Here is a 21463-nt window from a genome sequence, read left to right as displayed (position 1 = left end):
GACCTGATCCCAGGATGCAGCGGTACGTGTCTTACCGCACGCGCACTGCGACACATACCTGGGGTACGCGGCGGCCATCGACTAGGTTGAAAGTCTTGGTCCATTTCCTGTTGGCCTGCCGCACCGCTTGCGCACAGAGCCTCTGGAAGAGACCCGGCGCTCAGTCAAGGAGAATGAACATGCGAATGCTTCTTAATATTCGGATACCACATGAGCCATTCAATACGTTGGTGCGCAATGGCACCATCGGTGACGTGATTGAGAGGATCCTGGCCGAAATGAAACCGGAGGCGGCCTACTTTACGGAACAGAACGGCACACGTGGCGCAATTCTCGTGGTCGACCTCGCTGAACCATCGCAGATTCCTGCCTTCGCGGAACCCTGGTTTCTGATGCTCAATGCCGATTGCGAGTTTCGCGTGGTGATGGCGCCAGAGGACCTCAGGAAGGCTGGCCTAGGCGCACTGGGATCGAAGTGGCAATAGCGTTCGCGGCATCCGGCCTCAGCGTCGGCGCCTTTCTGTTTCAGGCCTGCAACAGACTGGTTCAGAAACCAACGAAACCGGCACGCAGCAAACGCTGTTGCCGTTTCGCTTGGCAGGCACGACGGCAGGAACTGTCTTCGGTCGCCGCCACGCTGCCCAAAAAGAATCCCCCGAGGCTGTTACTCGGGGGACGTATCTGGTTCGCGGTTGTTGACGCTGTACACCTGCGACATTCTCTGTTGCGGACCGTGCGGCCCTTCCTTACTTTTCCTCAATCAGTCCATCGCGGTTGCTGATTCTCGCGCCATCGGTGAATACGTCTCGCCTGTCCGTGACTCTCGCGCCATCTGAATAGACGTCAAACCTTATGCTCATTCCCCCATCTGTATAGGGATCTCGGGGCCCCATCACGCTGGCACCATCGGTGTACACATCTCGCGGTCCGATGCCGGCATAGGCCACCCCGGCGCCAAGCGCCGCGGCGAGCAGTAAAGCTGATTTAAACATTTTTTTTACCTCCATTTCAGATAATTGAAAGAGCACCGAAGCGAATTCGTTTCGCGCCGGCTTTTTTTGCGCCGCTTCATACGAATGCAATGTATGCCCCGACGGCAAGCGTATGAATAGGGCCTTGTTCCAGAAAGAGGCTAGGGGATCGCCCTATTCGCCGGGCGGTGCGGACTCCGCCATGCGCTCATACGGAACGCGGCACCGCACCCAAACGGTATCGCTCGTTGCTGATCGATTCCATCCGGCATCACTTACCGCACAAGGGGGTTCTGACATAGATTGATAGTGTTACGGCACCACGGTTTCGCAACACTTGGCCTGGCGCGAATTCGCCGCAAACGCGTAATTCACTACAGGTGTATCGGACGCTAGCCTGCGCAAGAGTAATGTTATTGCGGCTAACGACAATATGACTTGATGTGCCAGGAGCAGCCCAACGAACCATGGTCACCATTCTGCGCAAGACTTGGCTCGCCCGCTTCGCTGACATCGGCTTTGTCGCGTTGGCGTATTACGCAGGTGCAAGGCTGGGGCTTAAGTATGCGATGGTAGGCAGTGCCGTGTCCCTGGTGTGGCCTGCCAGCGGCATCGCCCTGGTTGCGCTGCTCGTCATGGGCTTCGCCGTTGCACCAGGCATTGCCATTGGCTCCATGTTGGCCAATATGTCGGCAGGCGTACCCCTGCCGGTGGCTGCGATGATTGGCCTTGGCGCTACGACCGCAGCATTGACGGCTACATTCTTGCTGACGCGGGTAGCGCGCTTCCAGATCACCCTGGACCGCATCAGGGACGTGCTGGCGTTCGTCATCCTGGCTGCGACGGCCAGCACGGCAGTGGGCGCGCTGATTGGTGCCACCGCCCTGCTGGCAGGGGGCCTGGTGCCAGCCGCCGAGTACGGCGCCGCCCTTCTGGAATGGTGGCTCGGTGACATGATGGGGGTGCTCGTGGTGGCCCCGGCGCTGCTCGGCTTGCTCACGTACCCGAGTCCTGTCCGCTCCGCCAGGCAGGCCACGGAAGCGTGCGGACTGACTGCTTCCCTCTTCTGGATCAGTTATCTCATCTTCGGCGCCACCGAACTTGCCGGGCACGCCTATTATCCGGCAGCCCTGGCGATTTTCCCCTTCGTTATCTGGGCGGCTCTGCGCTTCGATCACATGGGCACCAACCTGGCGACCTTGCTGGTTTCAGGCGTGGCCATCTGGGGCACCACCAATGGCACCGGTCCCTTTGCCGTCGAATCCCCCGTGGACAGCCTCGTGAGATGGTGCACCTTCGCGAACGTCGTGGCAGTGACCGGATTACTACTGGTAGCTGCACGTGCCCAGGAGAAACACATCCATGAGCTCCTGCTGGCATCCCACGTCGAACTGGAACAGCGCGTGCAAGCGCGAACCTGGGACCTGAAGCGGACAAACCATGAACTTAAGCAGGAGATGGCCCGACGCCGCTTGCTGGAAGCCGAGCTGATCCGCGTCAGTGATCAGCAGCAGAGACTGATCGGCAGGGAACTGCATGACGGCCTCGGGCAGCACCTCACCAGCCTGGGCTTCTACTGTGCCACCCTGAATCAGGAACTGCAGAAGCATAACCACCCGGCCGCCGCGGAGGCGGCCACTATCGCCAGACTGGTAAAGCAGGCGTCCTTGATGACTCGCAAGATCGCCCATGGCCTGGACCCGGTCGCCATGGAATCCGGTGGCCTTGCGGTGGCCCTGCAAGGGCTGGCACAGACTACCGGCACACTGAACGGCATCGACTGCACGCTGCGCATCGACTCAAATGTGGACCTGCTGGATCCGCCGATGCAGATCAACCTTTACCGTGCGGCACAGGAGGCCGTCAATAACGCGCTGAAATATAGCCACGGCCGCCACATCTGGATCAGCCTCGAGCGCGAAGGTGGAATGCAGAGGCTTTCCGTCAGTGACGACGGCGTGGGCGTCGACGCGGAACAAATGGAGCGTGCTTCGGGACTGGGACTCCATAACCTGCGTCACCGGGCCAGCCTGATGAGCGGCGCTTGCACGGTCAACCGCAATGCCTTCGGTGGCACCACGGTTGCCATCAGCTATCCCATACCAGAGAGTCCGAGCGATGAAAGGGATGCGATCTAGTCCGGGCCGCGCGACGCAGATCCTGATCGTGGATGACCACCCCATCATCCGGGACGGATTGAGCCAGTTGCTGAACCTGCATGAAGACTTGCATGTCTGCTGTGCGGCCGGCAATGCCGACGAAGCCCTGGTGGCGATGGCCTGCCGGCCGGGCATGGCCATTGTGGACCTCAGCCTGCACTCGACCTCCGGGCTGGACCTTGTCAAGACGCTCCGGCAACACTATCCGGGGTTGGCCATCCTCGTGCTCAGCATGCATGATGAAGCGCTGTTCGCCGAACGCGCACTGCGGGCGGGCGCAAACGGGTACCTGATGAAACTCGAGGCCACCGAGCATATTGTGACCGCCATCCGCGAGGTGCTGGCCGGCAATATCTACCTGAGCGCCGCCATGCATGAGAAGCTCGCCAGGGCCCTGGCGGTTCCCAGGAAAAACCCGGCGGGCTCGATCGCGGGCCTTTCGGAACGGGAGTTCGAGGTCCTGCACCTGATCGGACTAGGCTTCAGCACCCGCGAGATTGCCGGAAAACTGAATCGGAGCATCAAGACGATCGAGGCGCATCAGGCCAACATCAAGGAAAAGCTGGGTATTGCCAACGGCAAGGACTTGATGCGCTTCGCCATTCAGTGGATTGAAAGTCAATAGGGCGACTACGGCCCGCAGTTCCCTTCTCTTTTCCCGCACCGGCTCGTTTTCAGGCCTGATGTGGATCAGCATACCGATTTCGATCACCCGATTTGCCGGTCTGCTGAAATATTCAGCTGCGGTTCCGGCGCGTTATCGCTCAGTTTGCGTGAGCCCGATGAGTTGAGCCTGGTCGGCAATCCAACCCCAGTCGACCCCAAGCTCATGGTGGCAAGCGGGGCAAGTCAATGGCAACGGCAACTTTCCGGAGACCATATCCTGAAGCGTCTCCGAGTGCACGTAGCCACATGCCGCGCAGGTAAGGAAAATGGGTACAGGTGGTTTCATTTTCGCCTCAACGCAAAAGCCGCTGGTCCGGTAACAGCCCGTCCTCCGCGCAAAACCGAATGAGCAAAAGTCCGGGCTTTCTGGCCTGATTTCAATTTACAAACGCAAGCGCAAAGCTGGCGTAAATACCTTGGTACACGGCATCAACAATGCATAAAGGCCCGGTAGCTGCAGGCGTGCCGCCGGCCTGACAGCGTGGTGTCACGACGGTGGCGGTCGGCTTTCAGGCCGCAAGATTCCTCTCTCGTTCCTTGTATGGAGGCGGAAGCAGAGCCATGGCCTCCTCCAGGCGCTGGACTAACGCCGAGCTGGCCGGCCGCAATGGCAGGCGTGTTTCCGGCGAAATTTCCCCGGAGAGCGCAAGCGCCGCCTTCACCGGTGCGGGATTCGGCTCTGAGAACATCAGGGCAATCAGTGGCTCGAGCCGGGTGAACAAGGCCCGGGCAGCGCCTGAGTGGCCCGTCTGCGACAGATGCAGCAGGCGCACGAAGAGATCGGGGCGGATATGCGAAGACGCCGCGATGGCGCCCGCTCCGCCGCCAAGCAGGTGCGCCAGCATGGCAGTGTCCTCGCCGCACAGCACGTGGTCTCGCGAACCGGCGCAACGCGCGGCGAGATTGCCGCTGTCGCACTCTTTCATTGCGGCGATCCGCGGATGTGCCAGCAGCGATCGGATCAGCGCGGGTGACATCCCGCACCCCGTTCGCTTCGGGACGTTGTACAACATCAGGGGGCGGTCGCTGACACGCGCCACCTCGTTGAAATGCCAGCGGATGCCCTCATCGGAGGGGCGCAGGTAGTAGGGAGGCGGCACCAGATAGCCAGCCAGATCAAAGGCGTCGAGTTCGGCGACCTGCGCGCATACTGCGCGCGTATCCACCGCGCCTACGCCAGCCATCACCGGCAGTTCGCCATGAACGGCCTCGAGCACGGCTGCCGTGAAGACCTGCCGCTCACGGCTCGTCAGGAGGCTTCCCTCGCCCGTCGTGCCGAGGATGACCAGCCCGTTCACGCCTGCCTCGACATAGCGCTCGGCCAGCCTGGCGGCTGCCGGCAGGTCGAGCGCGCCGGCGCGCATCGGCGTGATCATCGGCACCCAGATGCCCCACGGCGACGGCCGGGGAACCGCATCGATGCCGGCGCAGGCGCGCACGGCGGGACCGGAGAAGCTTTCCTCGTCAGTGCGCCACATGCTCACGCTCCCAAGGCTGTAGTGGTGCCGAACTCCGCGGCCGGCAAGGCCATCATGATGGCGTGCATGGCGGCGTCGCGGTCGCCGCGGGCCAGATCCACATGCATCGTGGTTTGCCCGTGCCGGTAATCCACCTTGACCACATAGGCGCGGGCAAGCTCGCCCAGTGCCCGGTGCATGGTCTGGCGCAGCGCAAACACATCGATGGAGGCCACGGCAAGGCGCAGCCGGATCCGGCATGGCGCCTGCAGCGGGAGCGCCCGCAGTGCGGCAACGGTGCCTTCGCCACGGCGCAAGGCGGTACGTCGGGGAACGGTGTCAACGGCCAGGCCTGACTGTCGCATGATTCGGTGGACCCTCGCGGTCGCGGGTCGCGTGTTGGACATGGCTTTATGCTAGCCAGCGCCGCCTAAATTTGATGCAAGGATATTGGGCTGAGGCGTTAAATCTGCATCAAAACCGGCGACGCTGGCAACGCGCTCGCGCTCAGAACGTCTTCGTCAGCGAAGCCCAGGCCGCGGCCTTGCCGAGGTAGCGGCCCCGGTTGACGCTGGTGTAGACCGATTCCCTGGCATTGGTGTCCACGTAGGCCACCGCCAGCGCAAAGCCCTTGCCCAGGTCCTTGGTCAGGCCGATCTTCCAGTCGGTGTACGAGGCGTCGCTGTTGTGCGTCACGCCCTGGTAACCCACATGCGCATTCAGCGTCAGGTCCCAGACATTCAGCGGCACGTTGGCGCTCAGGTCGACGTAGTAGCTGTTCTTGCTGTCGTTGAAGCCGAACAGGTTTGTCACGGCATGCGAGTACTTCAGGAACACCGGGCCCCAGCCGATGCCGGCGTACAGTTCCGTGGTGTACGGACGCGGGTTGTTGTAGCCGCCCGGGTAGTAGTACTCGAGCACGCCCAGGTCATAGTTGAACTCGAGGCCGGACACCTTGAAGGTGTTCTTGAAGCCGCCGTAGAAATCCATTTCGACCGGCGCCGACACCGACGGATTGGCATCTTCGAGCCAGCTGATGCTCGAGTTCCAGTTGCCCACGTAAAAGCCGCTCTCATGCGCGTAGTCAAAGCCGCCCTGGATAGCCGGGCGCAGGTTGGTCTGGCTGATACCGCGGTAGCGATAGTCCGAGACCAGCGACACGTTGGCCGTGAACGTATGCGGCGATGCCGGCTCGGCAGCGGCTGCGGCCGGAGCCGCTGCGGACGTCTCGGCGTCTGGCTGGGATTGCGCCATGGCGGGCATGGCAGCGAACAGGAGGATGGCAGGTACGGAACACGCGAGCAGCGCAGCCGCGGTATGGCGCAGGTCAGTCATTTTTCTTTGTGACAAAAGTTGAGAAGATCCCGGTCGCCGGGAGCCTCGTCACGATATGGCCTGACACCTAAAAAATGTATCAAAAGCGGCAATGCCTGCGTGCAGATTCAATAAAGGTGCGGGGTTCGATGCTATCCGGCAAACCGGTAGCCCAGCCCCACCTCCGTCAGCAGGTGGGCAGGCTGTGCCGGGTCCGCTTCAAGCTTATGACGCAGATGCCCCATGTAGACGCGCAGGTACTGGCTGCTTTCCGCCTGTGAGGGTCCCCATACCTCTCGCAGCAATTCCCGGTGCGTCATGACCTTGCCGCGATGGGCGATCAGGACCGCCAACAGGCGGAACTCAATCGGTGTCAGGTGCACAGCCTGTCCCGAACGGGTAATCACGCGATTGGCGAGGTCGACGTGCACGTCGCCGAAGGTGATCTGGTGAGTGCCTTGCGGGCTGGCCTTGGCATGCCGGCGCAGCAACACGCGCACGCGCGCAACCAGCTCCCCGACGCCGAAGGGCTTGGTCAGATAGTCGTCGGCGCCCGCATCCAGTGCACCGATCTTGTCGGCTTCCCCGCTACGCGCGGACAGGACAAGAACTGGCACTTCGGTCCACGTACGCATCTCGCGAATCAACTGCACGCCGTCTCCGTCCGGCAGCCCCAAGTCGAGTATGACAAGGTCAGGCTGCCTGGTGCCTGCCTCGATCAATCCGCGCTTGAGCGATTCCGCCTCATGCACGGCGCAGCCTTCGGACTCCAGTGCCGAGCGGACAAAGCGCCGGATGTGTGGCTCGTCCTCAACGACCAGAATCGTTGGGGAAAAATCAAATGGCATGAGTCCCCTCCCTTGTGTGTATGACGGCTTACCCGACGGCATCAGCCGGCTCCGGCTCCACTGCCGGCGGATTGCCGCGCTGCAATGCGAACACAAAGCGCGCGCCCGCCTGCCCGCCGGGCCAGTCCGGCCGCTGCGCCGGTTCGACCCAGATGCGCCCGCCATGCGCTTGCATGATGGCCTCGCATACGGCAAGGCCCAGGCCGACACCGGCAGTCGCAGACTCGCGCTCACCACGCGTGAATTTCTCGAAGATCTGCCGCTCCTTGCCTTTGGGAACGCCGGGGCCATCGTCCTCGACGGCGATCCTGATTTCGTCCTCGACCTGTGCGGCCGATAGCCGGATCTCGGTGCCCGCCGGTGTGTACTTGGCGGCATTCTCCAGCAGGTTGCACAGCACGCGTTCAATCAGCACGGCATCGCATTCGACCAGGGGTACCCTGGACAAGTCGGCGACGACAATGCGATGACGTCCGAGGGCATCGCGCATGGCGGCAAGACTGGCGCCAACGAGTTCCTCCACCGACTGCCATTCCTTGTTGGTGCGGACATCGCGACTCTGCAGCTTTGCCATGTCGAGCAGGTTCACCACCATCGTCCGCATCCGCCTGGCCTGTTCAAGCATGGCCGATACCGTCTCGTCCAGCGGCGGCGCCAGCGCGGGTTCGCTGCGCTGCATGGTTTCCGCCATGCCGATCAGGCTGGTCAGCGGGGTGCGCAGATCATGGGATACGGCGGCCAGCAATGAGCTGCGCAAACGCTCTGACTCCATCGACAGCAAGGCCTGCTGCGCGACCTCGACGTAGTGCAGCCGTTCAATCGCAATGGCGATCAGTGTGCAGAATACGTCGACCTGGCGCCGCAGCGCGGGTTGCGCAAAGGCCCGCGTGACCGCGGGCTCTACCGCCAGCACGCCCCGGGTCTGCATCGGCGCCTTCAGCGGCAGATACAGCACGGTGCTGCCCGGCAAGGTATGCGTGCCGGTGCCGGCCGGCTGGCCGTGATGGAATACCCACTCCGCCAGCACACGGTCGATCGAGTCGGTGCGCGCACGGGTGTCTTGCTGGCCGGCATCGGTGACCGGAGACAGCAGACGCCCCTCCGGCGAAACCAGGAAGAAGGCCGAGTTGGCATCGAAGGCGGCGCGCAGGAATCGGCTGCCGATCGAAACGATCTGGTCCGGCATGAGCGCGGCCGACAGCTCGCGCGCCAGTTCGTACAGCGTGCGTGCGTTTTCTTCCCGCTGCACGGCAAGTTGCGCCTGCTCGCGCAAGCCGGCAGTCAGTTGCCCGATGACCAGGCCGACGGAGAGCAGCACCAGGAAAGTCAGCAGATATTGCACATCGCTCACGGCAAATGACAGCCGCGGCGGCACGAAGAAGAAATCGAAAGCGGCCACGGCCAGTACCGAGGCCAGCGCGGCCGGCCCGCGGCCATGGCGAAGCGCGACCCCGACCACCGCCGCCAGGAACAGCATGGCGATATTGACGAGGTCGAACCAGGGATACGCCAGCGCCGACAGTGCCGTGGCCCCCGCGCACCATACAGCGGCCCAGAGGTAGTCCTTGCGTGTCGCCCCGTCGGTGGCCTCGGGGGCTTCCGGCTCCTCGGCGCCGTGGCGCGGGCGAATGTCGGCACGGGTCGTATCCGCCGCGACGCGGATGATATCGATCTCCGGGCACCCGAGCGCCAGCGCATCGGCAAAGCTGCGGCGGCCGAACAGCCAGGCCGGCGCATTCACAAAGGGCGACAAGGCCAGGCCAAGCAGCGACCGCGCCCGTTCCGCGAGCGAGGTCCCGCCCCGGCGCCAGTCTGCCGGCGCCCGGCCGATCACCACCTTAGTCAGGTTGTGGCGGCGAACATAGCCGACGATCGCCTGGACCATGTCGTTGCCGGCCAGTGTCTCGGTGCGCGCGCCCAGTTCCTCGGCAAGGCGCATGGCCGTCTGCAGGCGGACCCTGGCGGCATCAGACGGGGGCGCCAGCCTCGGCGTGGCGATCGTCACCACATGCCAGTCGCAATCGAGCTGGCCGGCAAGCCGGCGGGCGCTCTTGACGACCTGCTCGGCATCGTCGCCGCTGCCGATGCAGGCGAGCACTGCCTCGCGGGTCCGCCAGACCGACTGCACGGCCTCGGACTGGCGCCAGGCCCGGACATCGTCGTCGACGCGGTCGGCGGTGCGGCGCAGCGCCAGTTCGCGCAGGGCGATCAGGTTGCCTTTCCTGAAGAAGTTGCGCGCCGCATGTCGCGCCTGCTCGGGCAGGTAGACCTTGCCTTCCTTCAGCCGGCGCAACAGTTCATCGGCGGGCAGGTCGACCAGCACGACTTCGTCCGCGCTGTCGAAGACGATGTCGGGCACGGTTTCCCACACGCGGATACCCGTGATGCCACCCACAGCCTCGTTCAGGCTGTCGAGGTGCTGCACATTGACTGTGGTCCAGACGTCAATGCCGGCAGCTTGCAATTCCTGTATGTCCTGCCAGCGCTTTGGATGGCGGCTTCCTGGCGCATTGGAATGCGCCAGTTCGTCCACCAGGATCAGCGATGGACGCCGGGCCAGCGCCGCGTCCAGGTCGAACTCCTTGAGCACCCGCTCCCGGTATGGCACGTCCTTCATCGGCAGCCGCTCGATACCGGCAATCAGCGCTTCGGTCTCCGCGCGGCCATGGGTCTCCACGATGCCAATGACGACATCCGTGCCCTGCGCCGACGCCGCACGCGCCGCGGTAAGCATGGCAAAGGTCTTGCCTACCCCGGCCGAAGCGCCGAAGTAGACCCTGAGCTTGCCGCGCGATGCGCGCTCACCTTCGGCCTGCACCCTCTGCAGCAGCGCGTCGGGGTCGGGGCGTGCATCGGCATCGCGGGATTCGACGTCAGGCATGGGAGGGCTCACTCTTACCCCTGGCAGAGGCAGACCCAGCCAGCCTCACATCCGGGTATCTCTGCCGTAGTGGCGGGCGTGCGGTCCCACAGCATCGCCCGGTCTTCAGGATCTTCATCGCCTGGGCGCAACGCCATCCAATGCCAGGTTCAGCTTCAGGACATTGACGCCCGGGTCACCCAATACCGGCAGCAGCGGCGTTTCGGTATTGGCGGCGATCAGTTGCTTCACCTGTTCGACGGGAATCCCCCGGACCCGGGCGACGCGCGCCGCCTGGTACCCGGCCGCGGCAGGACTGATATGCGGATCCAGGCCGCTTCCGGATGCCGTGACCAGGTCCACCGGCACCGGCGCCTGGTTGTCGGGATCGGCGGCGTGCAGCGCGTCGATGCGCGCTCGAGCGGCATCGGTCAGCGCCGGATTGGTGGGGCCCAGGTTCGAGCCGGCCGAAGCTGCGGGGTTATACGGCATTGGCGCCGTCGCCGATAAGCGGCCCCAGAAGTACTTCGGGTCGGAGAACGGCTGGCCGATCAGTTCCGATCCGACGGCCTTCCCGTCCTTCTCGATCAGCGAGCCGCCTGCCTGATGCGGGAACACGGCTTTGGAGATGGCGGTAATCACCCCCGGGTACAACAGGCCGGTAATCAGCGACAAGGCGATAAACACCGCCACCATCGGCCGGACCAGACCCGCCTGCTCGGGCGGCGAGGATGCCTGCGGGGACTGCACTTGCGTATTCATGAATGCTCCGAGGGAAATCAGACCCAGCCAAACAGGGCAAGGATCATGTCAATCAACTTGATGCCGGCAAACGGCACCAGGATGCCACCAAGACCGTAGATCAGCAGGTTGCGGCGCAGCAGTACTGCGGCACCCAGCGGCCGGTAGACAACACCCTTCAGCGCAAGCGGGATCAGCACGACGATGATCAGCGCATTGAAGATCACTGCCGACATGATGGCCGATGCCGGCGTCGCGAGCCCCATCACATTCAGCAGATTAAGCTGCGGATACGTGGTGGCAAACGCGGCCGGGATGATCGCGAAGTACTTGGCGATGTCGTTGGCGACGCTGAAGGTCGTCAGCGAGCCGCGCGTCATCAGCATCTGCTTGCCGATCTCGACGATCTCGATCAGCTTGGTCGGGTTGCTGTCCAGGTCCACCATGTTCCCGGCTTCCTTGGCCGCCTGCGTGCCGCTGTTCATCGCCACGGCCACGTCGGCCTGAGCGAGTGCCGGCGCATCGTTGGTGCCGTCACCCGTCATCGCGACCAGCCGCCCTTCGGACTGGTATTGCCGGATCAGCTTGAGCTTGGCTTCCGGCGTGGCCTCGGCCAGGAAGTCATCAACGCCGGCTTCGGCGGCGATCGACGCCGCTGTCAACCGGTTGTCGCCGGTGATCATGACGGTCCTGATGCCCATCTTGCGCAGTTCGCTGAAGCGCTCGCGAATGCCGGTCTTGACGATGTCCTTCAGTTCAATCACGCCAAGCACGCGCACGGTCCCCCCGTTGCCGTCCGCTACCACCAGCGGCGTGCTGCCGACGCGGGCGACCTCGTCAACGGCCTGCAAGACCGCATCGGGGAACTTGCCGGCGCGTTCCGTCACGTAGCGGCGCACGGCATCGGCCGCGCCCTTGCGCACGTTGCGCTCGCTGCCGCCATCGCGCAGATCGACGCCGCTCATGCGGGTCTGGGCGCTGAACGGCACGAACTCGGGCTTCAGGCTTGCCATCGCCGGCGCCGTCAGCCCCGGCTGCTGGCGGGCTAGCGTGATGATGCTGCGGCCTTCCGGAGTCTCGTCGGCCAGCGACGACAGCCACGCTGCCTCCGCGAGCTGCAACAGCGACACGCCCGGTGCCGGGATAAAGCGCGATGCCTGCCGGTTGCCATGGGTAATCGTTCCCGTCTTGTCGAGCAGCAGCACGTCCACGTCACCGGCGGCTTCGACAGCACGGCCCGACGTGGCGATCACGTTCGCTTCCATCATCCGGCTCATCCCGGCGACGCCGATTGCCGACAGCAGCCCGCCGATCGTGGTGGGAATCAGGCAGACCAGCAACGCCACCAGTACGGTGATCGTCACCGGCACGCCGGCCTTTGTCACCAGAACGCTGTAGAGCGAGAACGGCTGCAGCGTGGCCGTGGCCAGCAGCAGCACGAGGGTCAGCCCGACAAGCAGGATCGTCAGGGCCAGCTCATTCGGGGTCTTCTGGCGCTTGGCGCCTTCGACCATCGTGATCATGCGGTCGATGAAGCTCTCGCCCGGGTTGGTCGTGATGCGTGCCACGATCCAGTCAGACAGCACGCGCGTGCCCCCGGTCACCGAAGAAAAGTCGCCGCCTGATTCGCGGATGACTGGTGCGGATTCGCCAGTGATGGCGCTTTCGTCGACCGAGGCCACGCCCTCGATCACTTCGCCGTCGCCAGGGATCATCTCGCCGGCCTGCACCAGCACAATGTCGCCGCGCCGCAGCGCCGTGGCTGGACGGGCCTCGGTGACGCCGCCGCGCCTGCCTTCCTTCAGCACACGCGCGGTGACCGTCGTCTTGAGGCCGCGCAGCGCCTCGGCCTGCTGCTTGCTCCGCCCTTCCGCCATGGCCTCGGCAAAATTGGCGAACAGTACCGTGAACCACAGCCAGACCGACACCGCCACGATGAAGCCCGCGCTTTCTCCGCCAGGCGCCGCGGCCGGCGCAAGCAGCGCGCGGAAGAAGAGGATGGTTGTCAGGATGCTGCCCACATAGACGACGAACATCACCGGGTTGCGCAACTGGTCCCGCGGCGACAGCTTCCTGAAGGCCGCGGCGAGCGCAGGCTTGACCAGTTCCGGCGCGAACATGCTGCGCGGTGCCGGGCGATGATGGTGGGGAGGGTGTGCATCGTGTTGCAGCCCGGACACCGGCGCGCCCTTCGCGTGGAGCGTGTCGGAAGTAGAAGCGTCGGGCGTCGTGCCGCTGCGCTTGGCCGCTGGGGCCATGGAATCATGTTGCATGGTTTCTCCGCAATCCGCTGGAGACACCCGGCACCCGCCTCTGCATCGCAGTGCGGTACCGGACGTGTCGGAATGCTCGATATCGCTTCGTCAGTGGTCGTCTTACTTCGCCGTGGTGGCCGTCATCGCGCCCTGCAGTTGCTCGGCAACCGGTCCGAGCGCCAGGGCAGGCACGTAGGTCAGCGCACCCACCATCAGCACCGTCCCCACCAGCAGGACAACGAACAGGGGGCCGTGCGTGGGCATCGTGCCGCCGCTGGGCGGCACGCGCTTCTTGGCCGCGAGCGAGCCTGCCAGCGCAAGCACCGGGATGATGATCCAGAACCGCCCGAACCACATGGCCGCCGCCAGCAGTGTGTTGTAGAACGGCGTGTTGGCGGAGAGGCCGGCAAACGCGCTGCCGTTGTTGTTAGCGGCCGACGAAAGCGCGTAAAGGATCTCCGAGAAGCCGTGCGTCCCCGGATTGAATACCCCCGCGCGCCCCGCTTCGGCCATCACCGCCACGGACGTGCCGAGCAGTACCAACAGCGGCGTAACCAGGATCGCGACCGCGGCCATCTTCATTTCGTAGGTTTCGATCTTCTTGCCCAGGTACTCCGGCGTGCGGCCGATCATCAGGCCGGCGATGAACACGGCGAGCACCGCATAGACGAGCATGCCGTACAGCCCCGAACCGACGCCGCCGAACACCACTTCGCCCAGTTGTATCAGCAGCATCGGCACCAACCCGCCGATGGCCGTGAAGGAGTCATGCATGGCATTGACGGCGCCGCACGATGCCGCGGTCGTGATGGTGGCGAACAGCGCCGACGCCGCCATGCCGAAGCGTGTTTCCTTGCCTTCCATATTGCCGCCCGCCTGCAACAATGAGCTGGCATGGTCGACAGGGAGGCCCGACAACGCGGGATCCACCATCTGCTCGGAGAATGCCGCGGCGCACGCCATGACGACGAAGATCACCGTCATCGCGGCCAGCACCGCCACCCCTTGCCGCCTGTCCCCAACCATCTCGCCGAAGGTGAAGCAAAGCGCCGCCGGGATCAGGAAGATCGCCAGCATCTGGATGAAGTTGGCCAGGGCATTTGGATTCTCGAACGGATGCGCCGAGTTGGCGTTGAAGAAGCCGCCGCCGTTGGTGCCAAGCATCTTGATGGCCTCTTGCGAGGCGACCGGTCCCATCGCCAGCGTCTGCTTGTCCGTCTTCATGGCCTCCATGACCGGCTTGCCCTGTGCATCGAGCACCGGCTGGCCGGCGCCATCGACCTTGGGCTGGCTGTATTCGACCGGCGTCACCAGGTTGACTTCCTTGTAGGCATCGAAATTCTGGATCACGCCCTGGCTGACAAATGCCAGCGCGATCACCGTGGCAATCGGCGCCAGTACATAGAGGGTGATCCGGGTCATGTCGACCCAGAAGTTGCCGATGGTGGCCGCACTCTGACGCGCGAAGCCGCGAATCAGCGCGAACACCACCGCGATGCCGGTTGCTGCCGACAGGAAGTTCTGTACCGTGAGCGCGAGCATCTGGGTCAGATAGCCCATGGTCGACTCACCGGAATAGCCTTGCCAGTTGGTGTTCGTGACAAAGCTGATGGCGGTGTTGAAGGCCGAGTCCGGCGTGACCGCACCAAAGCCCTGCGGATTCAGCGGCAACAGGCCCTGCACACGCTGCAGCGCGTAGACCGCCACCACGCCAAGCAGGTTGAAGGCAAGCACCGCGACGGTGTACTGCTTCCACCCCATCCCGGCGTCGGCGCGCACGCCGCCCAGGCGATACAACAATCGCTCCAGGGGACGGCCCCACGCTGTCAGCGTGTAGCGGCCATCCTCAACGGCACGCCGCATATAGCGGCCGAGGAATGGCGCGCAAGCCAGGAGGATTGCGAGATACAGGATCAGCAGGCCCACGAATTGCGAGGACATCAGAATTTCTCCGGCCGGAACAGCGCAACGAGGAGGTAAATAAAAATGGCTGCGGCCAGCACGCCGCTCAATAGATCGGTCCAGCTCATCACTGCCCCCTGTCCGACGCGCTGTTCTTTCCCAGCACCTGGTTATGCGGACCGCCGTGCCCGGTGCCCGCCGAAGATTGCGGGGCAAGCAGGACGCACAGCCCCAGCAGGGCCGCGCTCAGTAGAGCGAAGCCAATCAATACGATCAGAAAGATCCCGTCCATGACCAAACACCCTTGGTGGTTTTCGGCTTGCAGCTTAGCGACGGGGCAGTAAAAACAGGGTAGAAAGGTGGGCGATGCGTATAAAGAAGGCATAAAGATGGCGTGGAACGAGGGCGACAAGCGCGCAGAACAGCACTTGCCTGGCTGCTTGGGGGCACGGATTGTGGCTGGGAGATGACTCCAGAGCTGCCAGTGACAAGCAGGTCGGCCGGCGCTTCTTTATCGGATCTTTACGCGCTGCCGCCATTTATTGATGCAAGGTAAACGCGTCGTCGAATACGCTGGTTGCATAGGACCTGCCGCGCCGGCAAATCGTCGCCGGCGCGGTACCGCTACCCGTGTTGAACCGCCATGATCAAGCTCCTCGTCGCTGTTGACGGCTCAGATAGTTCGTTATGGGCTGTCAGGCATGCAGCGTTCCTCTATAGAGAGGGCAGCATTTCGCAGATCGTGCTGCTCAACGTGCAAGCTCCGATTGAGCATGGAAGGGCCAGTGCCTACCACTCCCTCGCCGAGTTGCGAGAGCGAGAACGCAATGAAGGGGAAGCCGCACTGGCACGTGCAGGCGAAATCCTTGACGATTCCGCCGTGGATTACGTGGCGCAGATCGGCATCGGTGCGCCCGCGAATACGATACTGAATGCCGCACAGGCGTGCCAATGCGACGGCATCGTGTTGGGCCTGTCAGCCTGGGCGCGGGTCCTGGCCCTTGCAGGCGCCGGTACGCCGGCCAGGGTCATGCGACGCTCCCGCGTACCCGTCACGCTGGTCAATGCCCCGCACGCGCAGCTCCCATCCGAGTTCACTGTGCACCGGCCAAGCACCAGTCATGCACATCCTGCGCTTGTCGTCTATCCGTCTGCATCCTTGCCTCGACGCGTTGACAGGCTTGCCCACTGAGAGGCCCCTCAGGGCCTGCCAGCCCGGCGCTCTCCATGAAGGCAGCCCAAAGCTCTCCCGGCACGACTACGGTACCGTCCTGGCGGGATGGATAGCATGACACGCGCCTCGATCACTCAACGGCCTAATGCGAGGCCAGGGAGCATACCGCTTCCGTTGGCGGCGTTTTAGGGCGATCGCCCCCCGGAGACCTTGGGTGCCAGGCGCTGTTGCGCCTACATTATTCCCAAAGGGCTATCAACCCCTTCCGCTGGCGCCCGCGATTCGACGCCGCCGGCCATGAGTCCGTGCGCGGCGCCTCGCGTGCTGCGCTGCATTAGCTTGCTGGGTGGCGAAGATGGCGGAATTATCAAAGTGGTGGAAGGTCCTGGCCGGCAAGCCGCTCGATCCGCTCGACCCAGAGACCCGCCACGCGATCGCTGTCGCGCCGGTTCTTGCCTGGGTCGGACTCGGTGCGGACGGTCTCTCATCGTCATGCTACGGCCCGGAGGAAGCCTTTCTCGCGCTCGGCGCGCACACTCCGCTGGCAGTGTTCCTCGCGTTTGCCACGGCGGCGACGGTCTTCATTATTGCGGTCGGGTACAACCAGGTCATCGAGCTCTTCCCTACCGGGGGCGGTGGCTATCGAGTGGCCACAGCACTGCTCGGTCCGCGACCCGGGCTGGTGTCCGGCGCGGCATTGCTGGTGGACTATGTGCTGACGGTCGCCACCTCGCTGGCCAGCGGCGTCGATGCCTTCTTCAGTCTGCTGCCTGTCGGGGCGCAGGCGTTCAAGCTGGCGACGGAGCTGGTGTTGGTGGCACTAATGACCGGCCTCAACTTTCGCGGGATGAAGGAGTCGATCCTGATCCTGATGCCGATCTTTCTTGGCTTCGTGGTGCTGCACCTGGGATTGATTTCCTATGGCATCGTCGCCCACGCCGATCATCTCGGTGCCGTGGTACCGGACGCCGTGGGCGAAGCGTCGAAGCTTTCGCAGGTCGTCGGGCCCATGGCGGTAGTCGCTATCCTGATGCGTGCATTCTCTCTGGGTGGCGGCACTTATACGGGCCTGGAGGCCGTGTCGAACAATGTCAATATGCTGGCCGAGCCCCGCGTCCCCAATGGAAAGTGGACGATGTTTTATATGGCAACCTCGCTCGCCTTCACGGCAGGGGGCATCATCCTCCTCTACATGCTCTGGAACGCCAAGCCAGCCGAAGGGCAGACACTGAACGCCGTCGTATTCGCCAACATCATCGACAACCTTGGGCTTGGGTCGGATTTTGCCCGCCATGCGCTGCTGGCCTCCGTGCTCGCATTCGAAGCGGGGCTCCTGCTGGTCGGGGCCCAGACCGGCTTCCTGGACGGGCCCGCGGTGCTGTCCAATATGGCGGGGGATTACTGGGTCCCCCGGCACTTTCGCGACCTCTCGACCCGGCTGGTCCGGCAAAACGGCGTCATCGTGATGGGTATCGCCAGTCTTTTAATTCTGCTGTGGACGCACGGCCAGGTCGCGGTGCTGGTGGTCCTCTACAGCATCAACGTATTCCTGACCTTCAGCCTGTCGCTGTTTGGCTTGTGCATCTATTGGTGGCGCCACCGCCATGAGGGCGGCCAATGGATCGTCCGGCTCGCGCTCTCGGTGCTGGGCTTCACCGTAACCGCGACTGTGCTTGTCATTACCTTGTTCGAAAAATTCACTTCCGGCGGCTGGCTCACCGTGCTGGTCACAAGCGCCGTCGTTGGCGTGTGCTTCCTCATCAAGCGCCACTACACCGAGACGCGCGCCGAGCTCGCGCGCGAAGATGAACTCTTTGCGGGCGGGCCGCCGCCCGTCGATGCCAACCGAATCCGGCCGCTCGATCCGGCCCAACCCACGGCCGTCGTGCTGGTGGGCAAGCATCGCGGCGTCAGCATGCATGCCTTGCTGTGGGTCGAACGGCTCTTCCCCGGCCATTTCAAGAACGTGATCTTCCTGGCGGTGGGAGAAGTCGATGCCCATAGCTATGAAGGACAAGAAGCCCTTCATCGCCTGCAGAATGCGATTGGCGCATCGTTACGCTACTACGTCGGCCATTGTCACCGCCACGGCCTTGCAGCGGATTCCCGGGTGGCGTTCGGCACGGACCCGGTACGCGAATTCATGAAGCTTGCCGAAGCCGTGCTGGAGGAATATCCAAACAGCGTCTGCTTCGCCAGTAAACTCATCTTTCGACAGGTCAATTTCCTAACGGCATGGTTGCACAATCAGACGCCGGTAGAACTGCAAGCGCGCCTGCACTTGCGGGGCAGACAGATGGTGCTGCTCCCGATGAACGTGCCCTGACCGCACCACCCCGCTCCGGCCCGCTGAGGACGTATTTGCCCGCCCGGCGCGGCACTGCTGAAGGCCTACCTCAGCGCGGAAGCCGGACTGCGCTGACCACGGGCGATGGAAAATCGTAGAGATGCCTGTTGCCGTCCTCAGTTCCGGCTGGCGCCGGACCGTGCGCCGATGCTAGCGCGCTGCCGCGCGGTAGCGCATGGCAAATCGCCACCCCATCTCGGCCAGGGGCACCGCCTTCCTGCCGGTTTCCAAGGCATCCGCCGCGGCAGCATTGCCGCTCCTGGCACGCTGCCCGATGCCATGCATGATCGCCGCCAGCCGGAAGAAGTTGTAGGCGAGATAAAAGTCCCAGTGCTCGAGCGCGTGCCCGCGATTGGTCTCGCCGTACCAGCGCAGATAGGTCGCCTCGTCAGGAATCCCCAGCGCCTGCAGGTCGAGCCCGCCGATGCCGCGCCACAGGCTGGCCGGAATATGCCAGCTCATGCAGTGATAGGCCAGGTCCGCGAGCGGGTGGCCAAGCGTGGACAGCTCCCAGTCGAGCACGCCAATCACGCGCGGCTCGGTGGGATGGAAGACGAGGTTGTCCATGCGGTAATCGCCGTGCACCACGCTGGTCTGCTCCGCGTCCGGGACGTGCTCCGGCAGCCATTCGGCCAGCGCCGCCAGCGCCCGGTTGCCGTCCATGCCGGCATCGCGGCACTGGCCAGTCCAGCGGGCGACCTGGCGCGCGACGTAGTCACCAATCCTGCCGTAGTCCGCCAGTCCGGCGGCGTGATAGTCCACCCGGTGCAGGGCGCCGATCACGCGGTTCATCTCCCGGTAGATCGCAGCGCGCTGTTGTGCGGTCTGGCCGGGCAGCGACTGGTCAAAGATCACACGGCCCTGCAGGAACCCCATCAGGTAGAAGGGCGTGCCAAGGATCGATGTGTCCTCGCTGTACAGGTAGACCGGGGGCACCGGCACCTCGCTGTCGCGCAACGCCTGCATCACGCGGTACTCGCGGTCGATGGCATGGGCGGACGACAGCAACTGCCCCGGCGGCTTGGTGCGCAGCACGTATTGCTGCGCGCCGCAGGCCAGGCGGTAGGTCGGATTGGACTGGCCGCCGGCAAGACACTCCAGGGTCAGTTGGGGCCGGTCAATCAGGCCTTCTGCATACAGCAGCGCTGCCAGGGCTGCGCTGTCGAAATCCGAACCGCCAGTGGCGGCGGGGACTGCACGGGCTGGTTGCATCGGATCGCTCTCCTCGATTGCGGGTGGGCTCAGAGCGAACTGACCGCGTGGCCGCCGTCCACGGGCAGTACCGTACCGGTCATGTAGTCGGACGCATCCGAGGCCAGCAGCAGCAGTGCGCCGTCGAGCTGTCGAGGCTGGCCAAGCCGGCGCTGCGGAATGCGCCCGATCATGGCCCGGCCGCTCTCGGTCTCGAAGAAGCTGCGGTTGATATCGGTCTCGAAGTAGCCCGGCGCCAGTGCGTTGACGCGGATCCCGTGCCGCGCCCACTCCAGCGCCAGCGAGCGCGTCAGGTGGATCAGGCCAGCCTTCGCCGCGGTGTAGGCGGGCACCTGCTGCGCCACGCGCAGGCCCAGGATCGAGGCGATATTGACGATGCTGCCGCCGCTGCCGGCCTCGCGCATCATGCGCGCCGCGCACTGCGCCACGCGCCAGGCGCCGTTCAGGTTGGTGTCGATCACGCCTTGCCAGGCGTCCTCCTCCACCTCCATGGCCGGCCCGGTGGTAGCGATGCCGGCGCTGTTGACCACCACCTGGACCGGGCCGAGCTGTTGTTGCGCTGCCTCGAACGCCGCACCGACAGATGCCGGGTTTCTGACGTCGAGCGCAACGACGCAGCCTTGCCCTCCGTGCTTGCGCAGTTGCGCCAGCACGGCCTCGCCTTCCGCCACGCGCCGCCCCGCCAGTGCCACCTTGCAGCCGGCGCGCGCCAGCGTCTGCGCAAAATGCAGGCCCAGGCCGCCAAAGGCCCCGGTCACCAGCGCCACCTTGCCCTCCAGATCGCTAAACAGGCCGGGGTCACGTCCTTGCTGGTTCATTCCATGTCTCCTCTGTATTGCTGTGGATGCTGCGGTTCAGGCGGCCTTGAGCATGTCCTCGACGACCTTCTTGGCGTCGCCGAACACCATCATGGTCTTGTCCATGTAGAACAGTTCGTTGTCCAGCCCGGCGTAGCCGGCGGCCATCGAACGCTTGTTCACAATGATGGTCTTGGCCTTGTAGGCCTCCAGGATCGGCATGCCGGCGATCGGCGACTTGGGGTCGTTCTTGGCCGCCGGGTTGACCACGTCGTTGGCGCCCAGCACCAGCACCACGTCGGCCTGGCCGAACTCGCTGTTGATGTCTTCCATCTCGAAGACCTGGTCGTAAGGCACCTCGGCCTCGGCCAGCAGCACGTTCATATGGCCGGGCATGCGGCCCGCCACGGGGTGGATCGCGTATTTCACGGTCACGCCTTTTTCCGTGAGCGCTTCCGTCAGTTCCTTGAGCGCGTGCTGCGCGCGCGCCACGGCCAGGCCGTAGCCCGGGACGATGATGACCGTCTCCGCATTGCCCATCAGGAAGGCGGCGTCATCGGCCGAACCCGATTTCACGTTGCGTTGTGCCTGCCCTGCCGGCCCGGCCGCCGCCGCGGCGTCGCTGCCGAAGCCGCCCAGGATCACGTTGAAGAACGAGCGGTTCATCGCGCGGCACATGATGTACGACAGGATCGCACCAGAGGAGCCCACCAGCGAGCCCGCGATGATCAGCATCGGGTTGTTCAGCGAGAAGCCGATG

The 21463-nt window shown here is 64.1% G+C and carries 19 protein-coding genes; 5 read left to right on the top strand and 14 right to left on the bottom strand.

Annotated elements, in window-relative coordinates:
* Positions 1–179: 179 nt before the first annotated feature.
* Positions 180–485: a panthothenate synthetase gene (locus tag DN412_RS36845; protein WP_115216051.1), complete on the top strand. Its 306-nt coding sequence runs from the start codon at positions 180–182 to the stop codon at positions 483–485.
* 261 nt (positions 486–746) lie between these two features.
* Here the strand turns inward: DN412_RS36845 and DN412_RS36840 are convergent, their stop codons facing one another.
* Positions 747–1082 carry a hypothetical protein gene (locus DN412_RS36840; protein WP_425267478.1) on the bottom strand — a complete coding sequence of 112 codons (336 nt, stop codon included), beginning with the start codon at positions 1080–1082 and terminating at the stop codon, positions 747–749.
* Between the two features lie 356 nt (positions 1083–1438).
* Here DN412_RS36840 and DN412_RS36835 point away from each other — a divergent pair, with 356 nt between their 5' ends.
* Together DN412_RS36835 and DN412_RS36830 are read left to right on the top strand one after the other, a co-directional pair.
* Positions 1439–3109: an MASE1 domain-containing protein gene (locus DN412_RS36835; RefSeq protein WP_115216049.1), complete on the top strand. Its 1671-nt coding sequence runs from the start codon at positions 1439–1441 to the stop codon at positions 3107–3109.
* Positions 3110–3137: 28 nt separating this feature from the next.
* A complete protein-coding gene (locus tag DN412_RS36830; RefSeq protein WP_244222971.1) occupies positions 3138–3755 on the top strand; it encodes a response regulator transcription factor in 618 nt (205 codons plus the stop codon).
* Between the two features lie 550 nt (positions 3756–4305).
* Here the strand turns inward: DN412_RS36830 and DN412_RS36820 are convergent.
* The 10 genes from DN412_RS36820 to DN412_RS43620 all read right to left on the bottom strand — a co-directional run bounded on the left by DN412_RS36820 (position 4306) and on the right by DN412_RS43620 (position 15465).
* A complete protein-coding gene (locus tag DN412_RS36820; protein ID WP_115216047.1) occupies positions 4306–5274 on the bottom strand; it encodes a 4-hydroxy-tetrahydrodipicolinate synthase family protein in 969 nt (322 codons plus the stop codon).
* Positions 5275–5276: 2 nt separating this feature from the next.
* Positions 5277–5618 carry a hypothetical protein gene (locus tag DN412_RS36815; RefSeq protein ID WP_115216046.1) on the bottom strand — a complete coding sequence of 114 codons (342 nt, stop codon included), beginning with the start codon at positions 5616–5618 and terminating at the stop codon, positions 5277–5279.
* 142 nt (positions 5619–5760) lie between these two features.
* Positions 5761–6588, bottom strand: coding sequence for a TorF family putative porin (locus tag DN412_RS36810; RefSeq protein ID WP_115216045.1), 828 nt, complete (start codon positions 6586–6588; stop codon positions 5761–5763).
* A gap of 131 nt (positions 6589–6719) precedes the next feature.
* Positions 6720–7415 (bottom strand): two-component system response regulator KdpE, encoded by a 696-nt coding sequence (gene kdpE, locus DN412_RS36805; protein WP_115216044.1) that lies wholly within the window; start codon positions 7413–7415, stop codon positions 6720–6722.
* A 28-nt stretch (positions 7416–7443) separates the two neighbouring features.
* Entirely contained in the window at positions 7444–10296 is a 2853-nt protein-coding gene (locus DN412_RS36800) for a sensor histidine kinase (RefSeq protein ID WP_115216043.1), read from the bottom strand.
* 114 nt (positions 10297–10410) lie between these two features.
* A complete protein-coding gene (kdpC, locus tag DN412_RS36795) occupies positions 10411–11037 on the bottom strand; it encodes a potassium-transporting ATPase subunit KdpC (protein ID WP_115216042.1) in 627 nt (208 codons plus the stop codon).
* 17 nt (positions 11038–11054) lie between these two features.
* Entirely contained in the window at positions 11055–13289 is a 2235-nt protein-coding gene (gene kdpB, locus DN412_RS36790) for a potassium-transporting ATPase subunit KdpB (protein ID WP_115216041.1), read from the bottom strand.
* 102 nt (positions 13290–13391) lie between these two features.
* Complete coding sequence (gene kdpA / locus DN412_RS36785) at positions 13392–15212, bottom strand: potassium-transporting ATPase subunit KdpA (protein ID WP_115216040.1); 1821 nt, start codon at positions 15210–15212, stop codon at positions 13392–13394.
* A complete protein-coding gene (kdpF, locus tag DN412_RS36780; protein WP_042879440.1) occupies positions 15212–15301 on the bottom strand; it encodes a K(+)-transporting ATPase subunit F in 90 nt (29 codons plus the stop codon). Before kdpF ends, kdpA begins: the two co-directional genes overlap by 1 nt.
* A complete protein-coding gene (locus DN412_RS43620; RefSeq protein WP_161564100.1) occupies positions 15301–15465 on the bottom strand; it encodes a hypothetical protein in 165 nt (54 codons plus the stop codon). Before DN412_RS43620 ends, kdpF begins: the two co-directional genes overlap by 1 nt.
* Positions 15466–15816: 351 nt before the next feature.
* On the opposite strand from DN412_RS43620, the gene DN412_RS36775 reads away from it, so the two are divergent.
* Positions 15817–16365, top strand: a complete 549-nt coding sequence (locus DN412_RS36775; RefSeq protein ID WP_115216039.1) for a universal stress protein — start codon at positions 15817–15819, stop codon at positions 16363–16365.
* Between the two features lie 337 nt (positions 16366–16702).
* Positions 16703–18673, top strand: a complete 1971-nt coding sequence (locus DN412_RS36770) for an APC family permease (RefSeq protein WP_115216038.1) — start codon at positions 16703–16705, stop codon at positions 18671–18673.
* 171 nt (positions 18674–18844) lie between these two features.
* On the opposite strand, the gene DN412_RS36765 is transcribed toward DN412_RS36770, so the two are convergent.
* The 3 genes from DN412_RS36765 to DN412_RS36755 all read right to left on the bottom strand — a co-directional run.
* A complete protein-coding gene (locus DN412_RS36765; RefSeq protein ID WP_115216037.1) occupies positions 18845–19906 on the bottom strand; it encodes a phosphotransferase family protein in 1062 nt (353 codons plus the stop codon).
* A gap of 29 nt (positions 19907–19935) precedes the next feature.
* A complete protein-coding gene (locus DN412_RS36760) occupies positions 19936–20724 on the bottom strand; it encodes an SDR family NAD(P)-dependent oxidoreductase (protein WP_115216036.1) in 789 nt (262 codons plus the stop codon).
* Between the two features lie 36 nt (positions 20725–20760).
* The coding region (locus tag DN412_RS36755) for an NAD(P)(+) transhydrogenase (Re/Si-specific) subunit beta (RefSeq protein ID WP_133303136.1) at positions 20761–21463 on the bottom strand (703 nt) is incomplete at its 5' end.

It is taken from the genome of Cupriavidus lacunae, assembly GCF_003353055.1.
In the GTDB taxonomy this organism is placed as follows: domain Bacteria; phylum Pseudomonadota; class Gammaproteobacteria; order Burkholderiales; family Burkholderiaceae; genus Cupriavidus; species Cupriavidus lacunae.
Note: the sequence above shows the minus strand (reverse complement) of the source record. Positions and strands in the feature narration are given on the sequence as shown.

Excerpts from the sequence above, each read along its gene's own strand:
- DN412_RS36775 (WP_115216039.1), top strand. The coding sequence starts at position 15,817 with ATGATCAAGCTCCTCGTCGCTGTTGACGGCTCAGATAGTTCGTTATGG.
- DN412_RS36760 (WP_115216036.1), bottom strand. The coding sequence starts at position 20,724 with ATGAACCAGCAAGGACGTGACCCCGGCCTGTTTAGCGATCTGGAGGGC.
- DN412_RS36770 (WP_115216038.1), top strand. The coding sequence starts at position 16,703 with ATGGCGGAATTATCAAAGTGGTGGAAGGTCCTGGCCGGCAAGCCGCTC.
- kdpC (WP_115216042.1), bottom strand. The coding sequence starts at position 11,037 with ATGAATACGCAAGTGCAGTCCCCGCAGGCATCCTCGCCGCCCGAGCAG.
- kdpA (WP_115216040.1), bottom strand. The coding sequence starts at position 15,212 with ATGTCCTCGCAATTCGTGGGCCTGCTGATCCTGTATCTCGCAATCCTC.
- DN412_RS36800 (WP_115216043.1), bottom strand. The coding sequence starts at position 10,296 with ATGCCTGACGTCGAATCCCGCGATGCCGATGCACGCCCCGACCCCGAC.
- DN412_RS36835 (WP_115216049.1), top strand. The coding sequence starts at position 1,439 with ATGGTCACCATTCTGCGCAAGACTTGGCTCGCCCGCTTCGCTGACATC.
- DN412_RS36765 (WP_115216037.1), bottom strand. The coding sequence starts at position 19,906 with ATGCAACCAGCCCGTGCAGTCCCCGCCGCCACTGGCGGTTCGGATTTC.
- DN412_RS36815 (WP_115216046.1), bottom strand. The coding sequence starts at position 5,618 with ATGCGACAGTCAGGCCTGGCCGTTGACACCGTTCCCCGACGTACCGCC.
- DN412_RS43620 (WP_161564100.1), bottom strand. The coding sequence starts at position 15,465 with ATGGACGGGATCTTTCTGATCGTATTGATTGGCTTCGCTCTACTGAGC.
- DN412_RS36820 (WP_115216047.1), bottom strand. The coding sequence starts at position 5,274 with ATGTGGCGCACTGACGAGGAAAGCTTCTCCGGTCCCGCCGTGCGCGCC.
- kdpE (WP_115216044.1), bottom strand. The coding sequence starts at position 7,415 with ATGCCATTTGATTTTTCCCCAACGATTCTGGTCGTTGAGGACGAGCCA.
- kdpF (WP_042879440.1), bottom strand. The coding sequence starts at position 15,301 with ATGAGCTGGACCGATCTATTGAGCGGCGTGCTGGCCGCAGCCATTTTT.
- DN412_RS36810 (WP_115216045.1), bottom strand. The coding sequence starts at position 6,588 with ATGACTGACCTGCGCCATACCGCGGCTGCGCTGCTCGCGTGTTCCGTA.
- kdpB (WP_115216041.1), bottom strand. The coding sequence starts at position 13,289 with ATGCAACATGATTCCATGGCCCCAGCGGCCAAGCGCAGCGGCACGACG.
- DN412_RS36845 (WP_115216051.1), top strand. The coding sequence starts at position 180 with ATGCGAATGCTTCTTAATATTCGGATACCACATGAGCCATTCAATACG.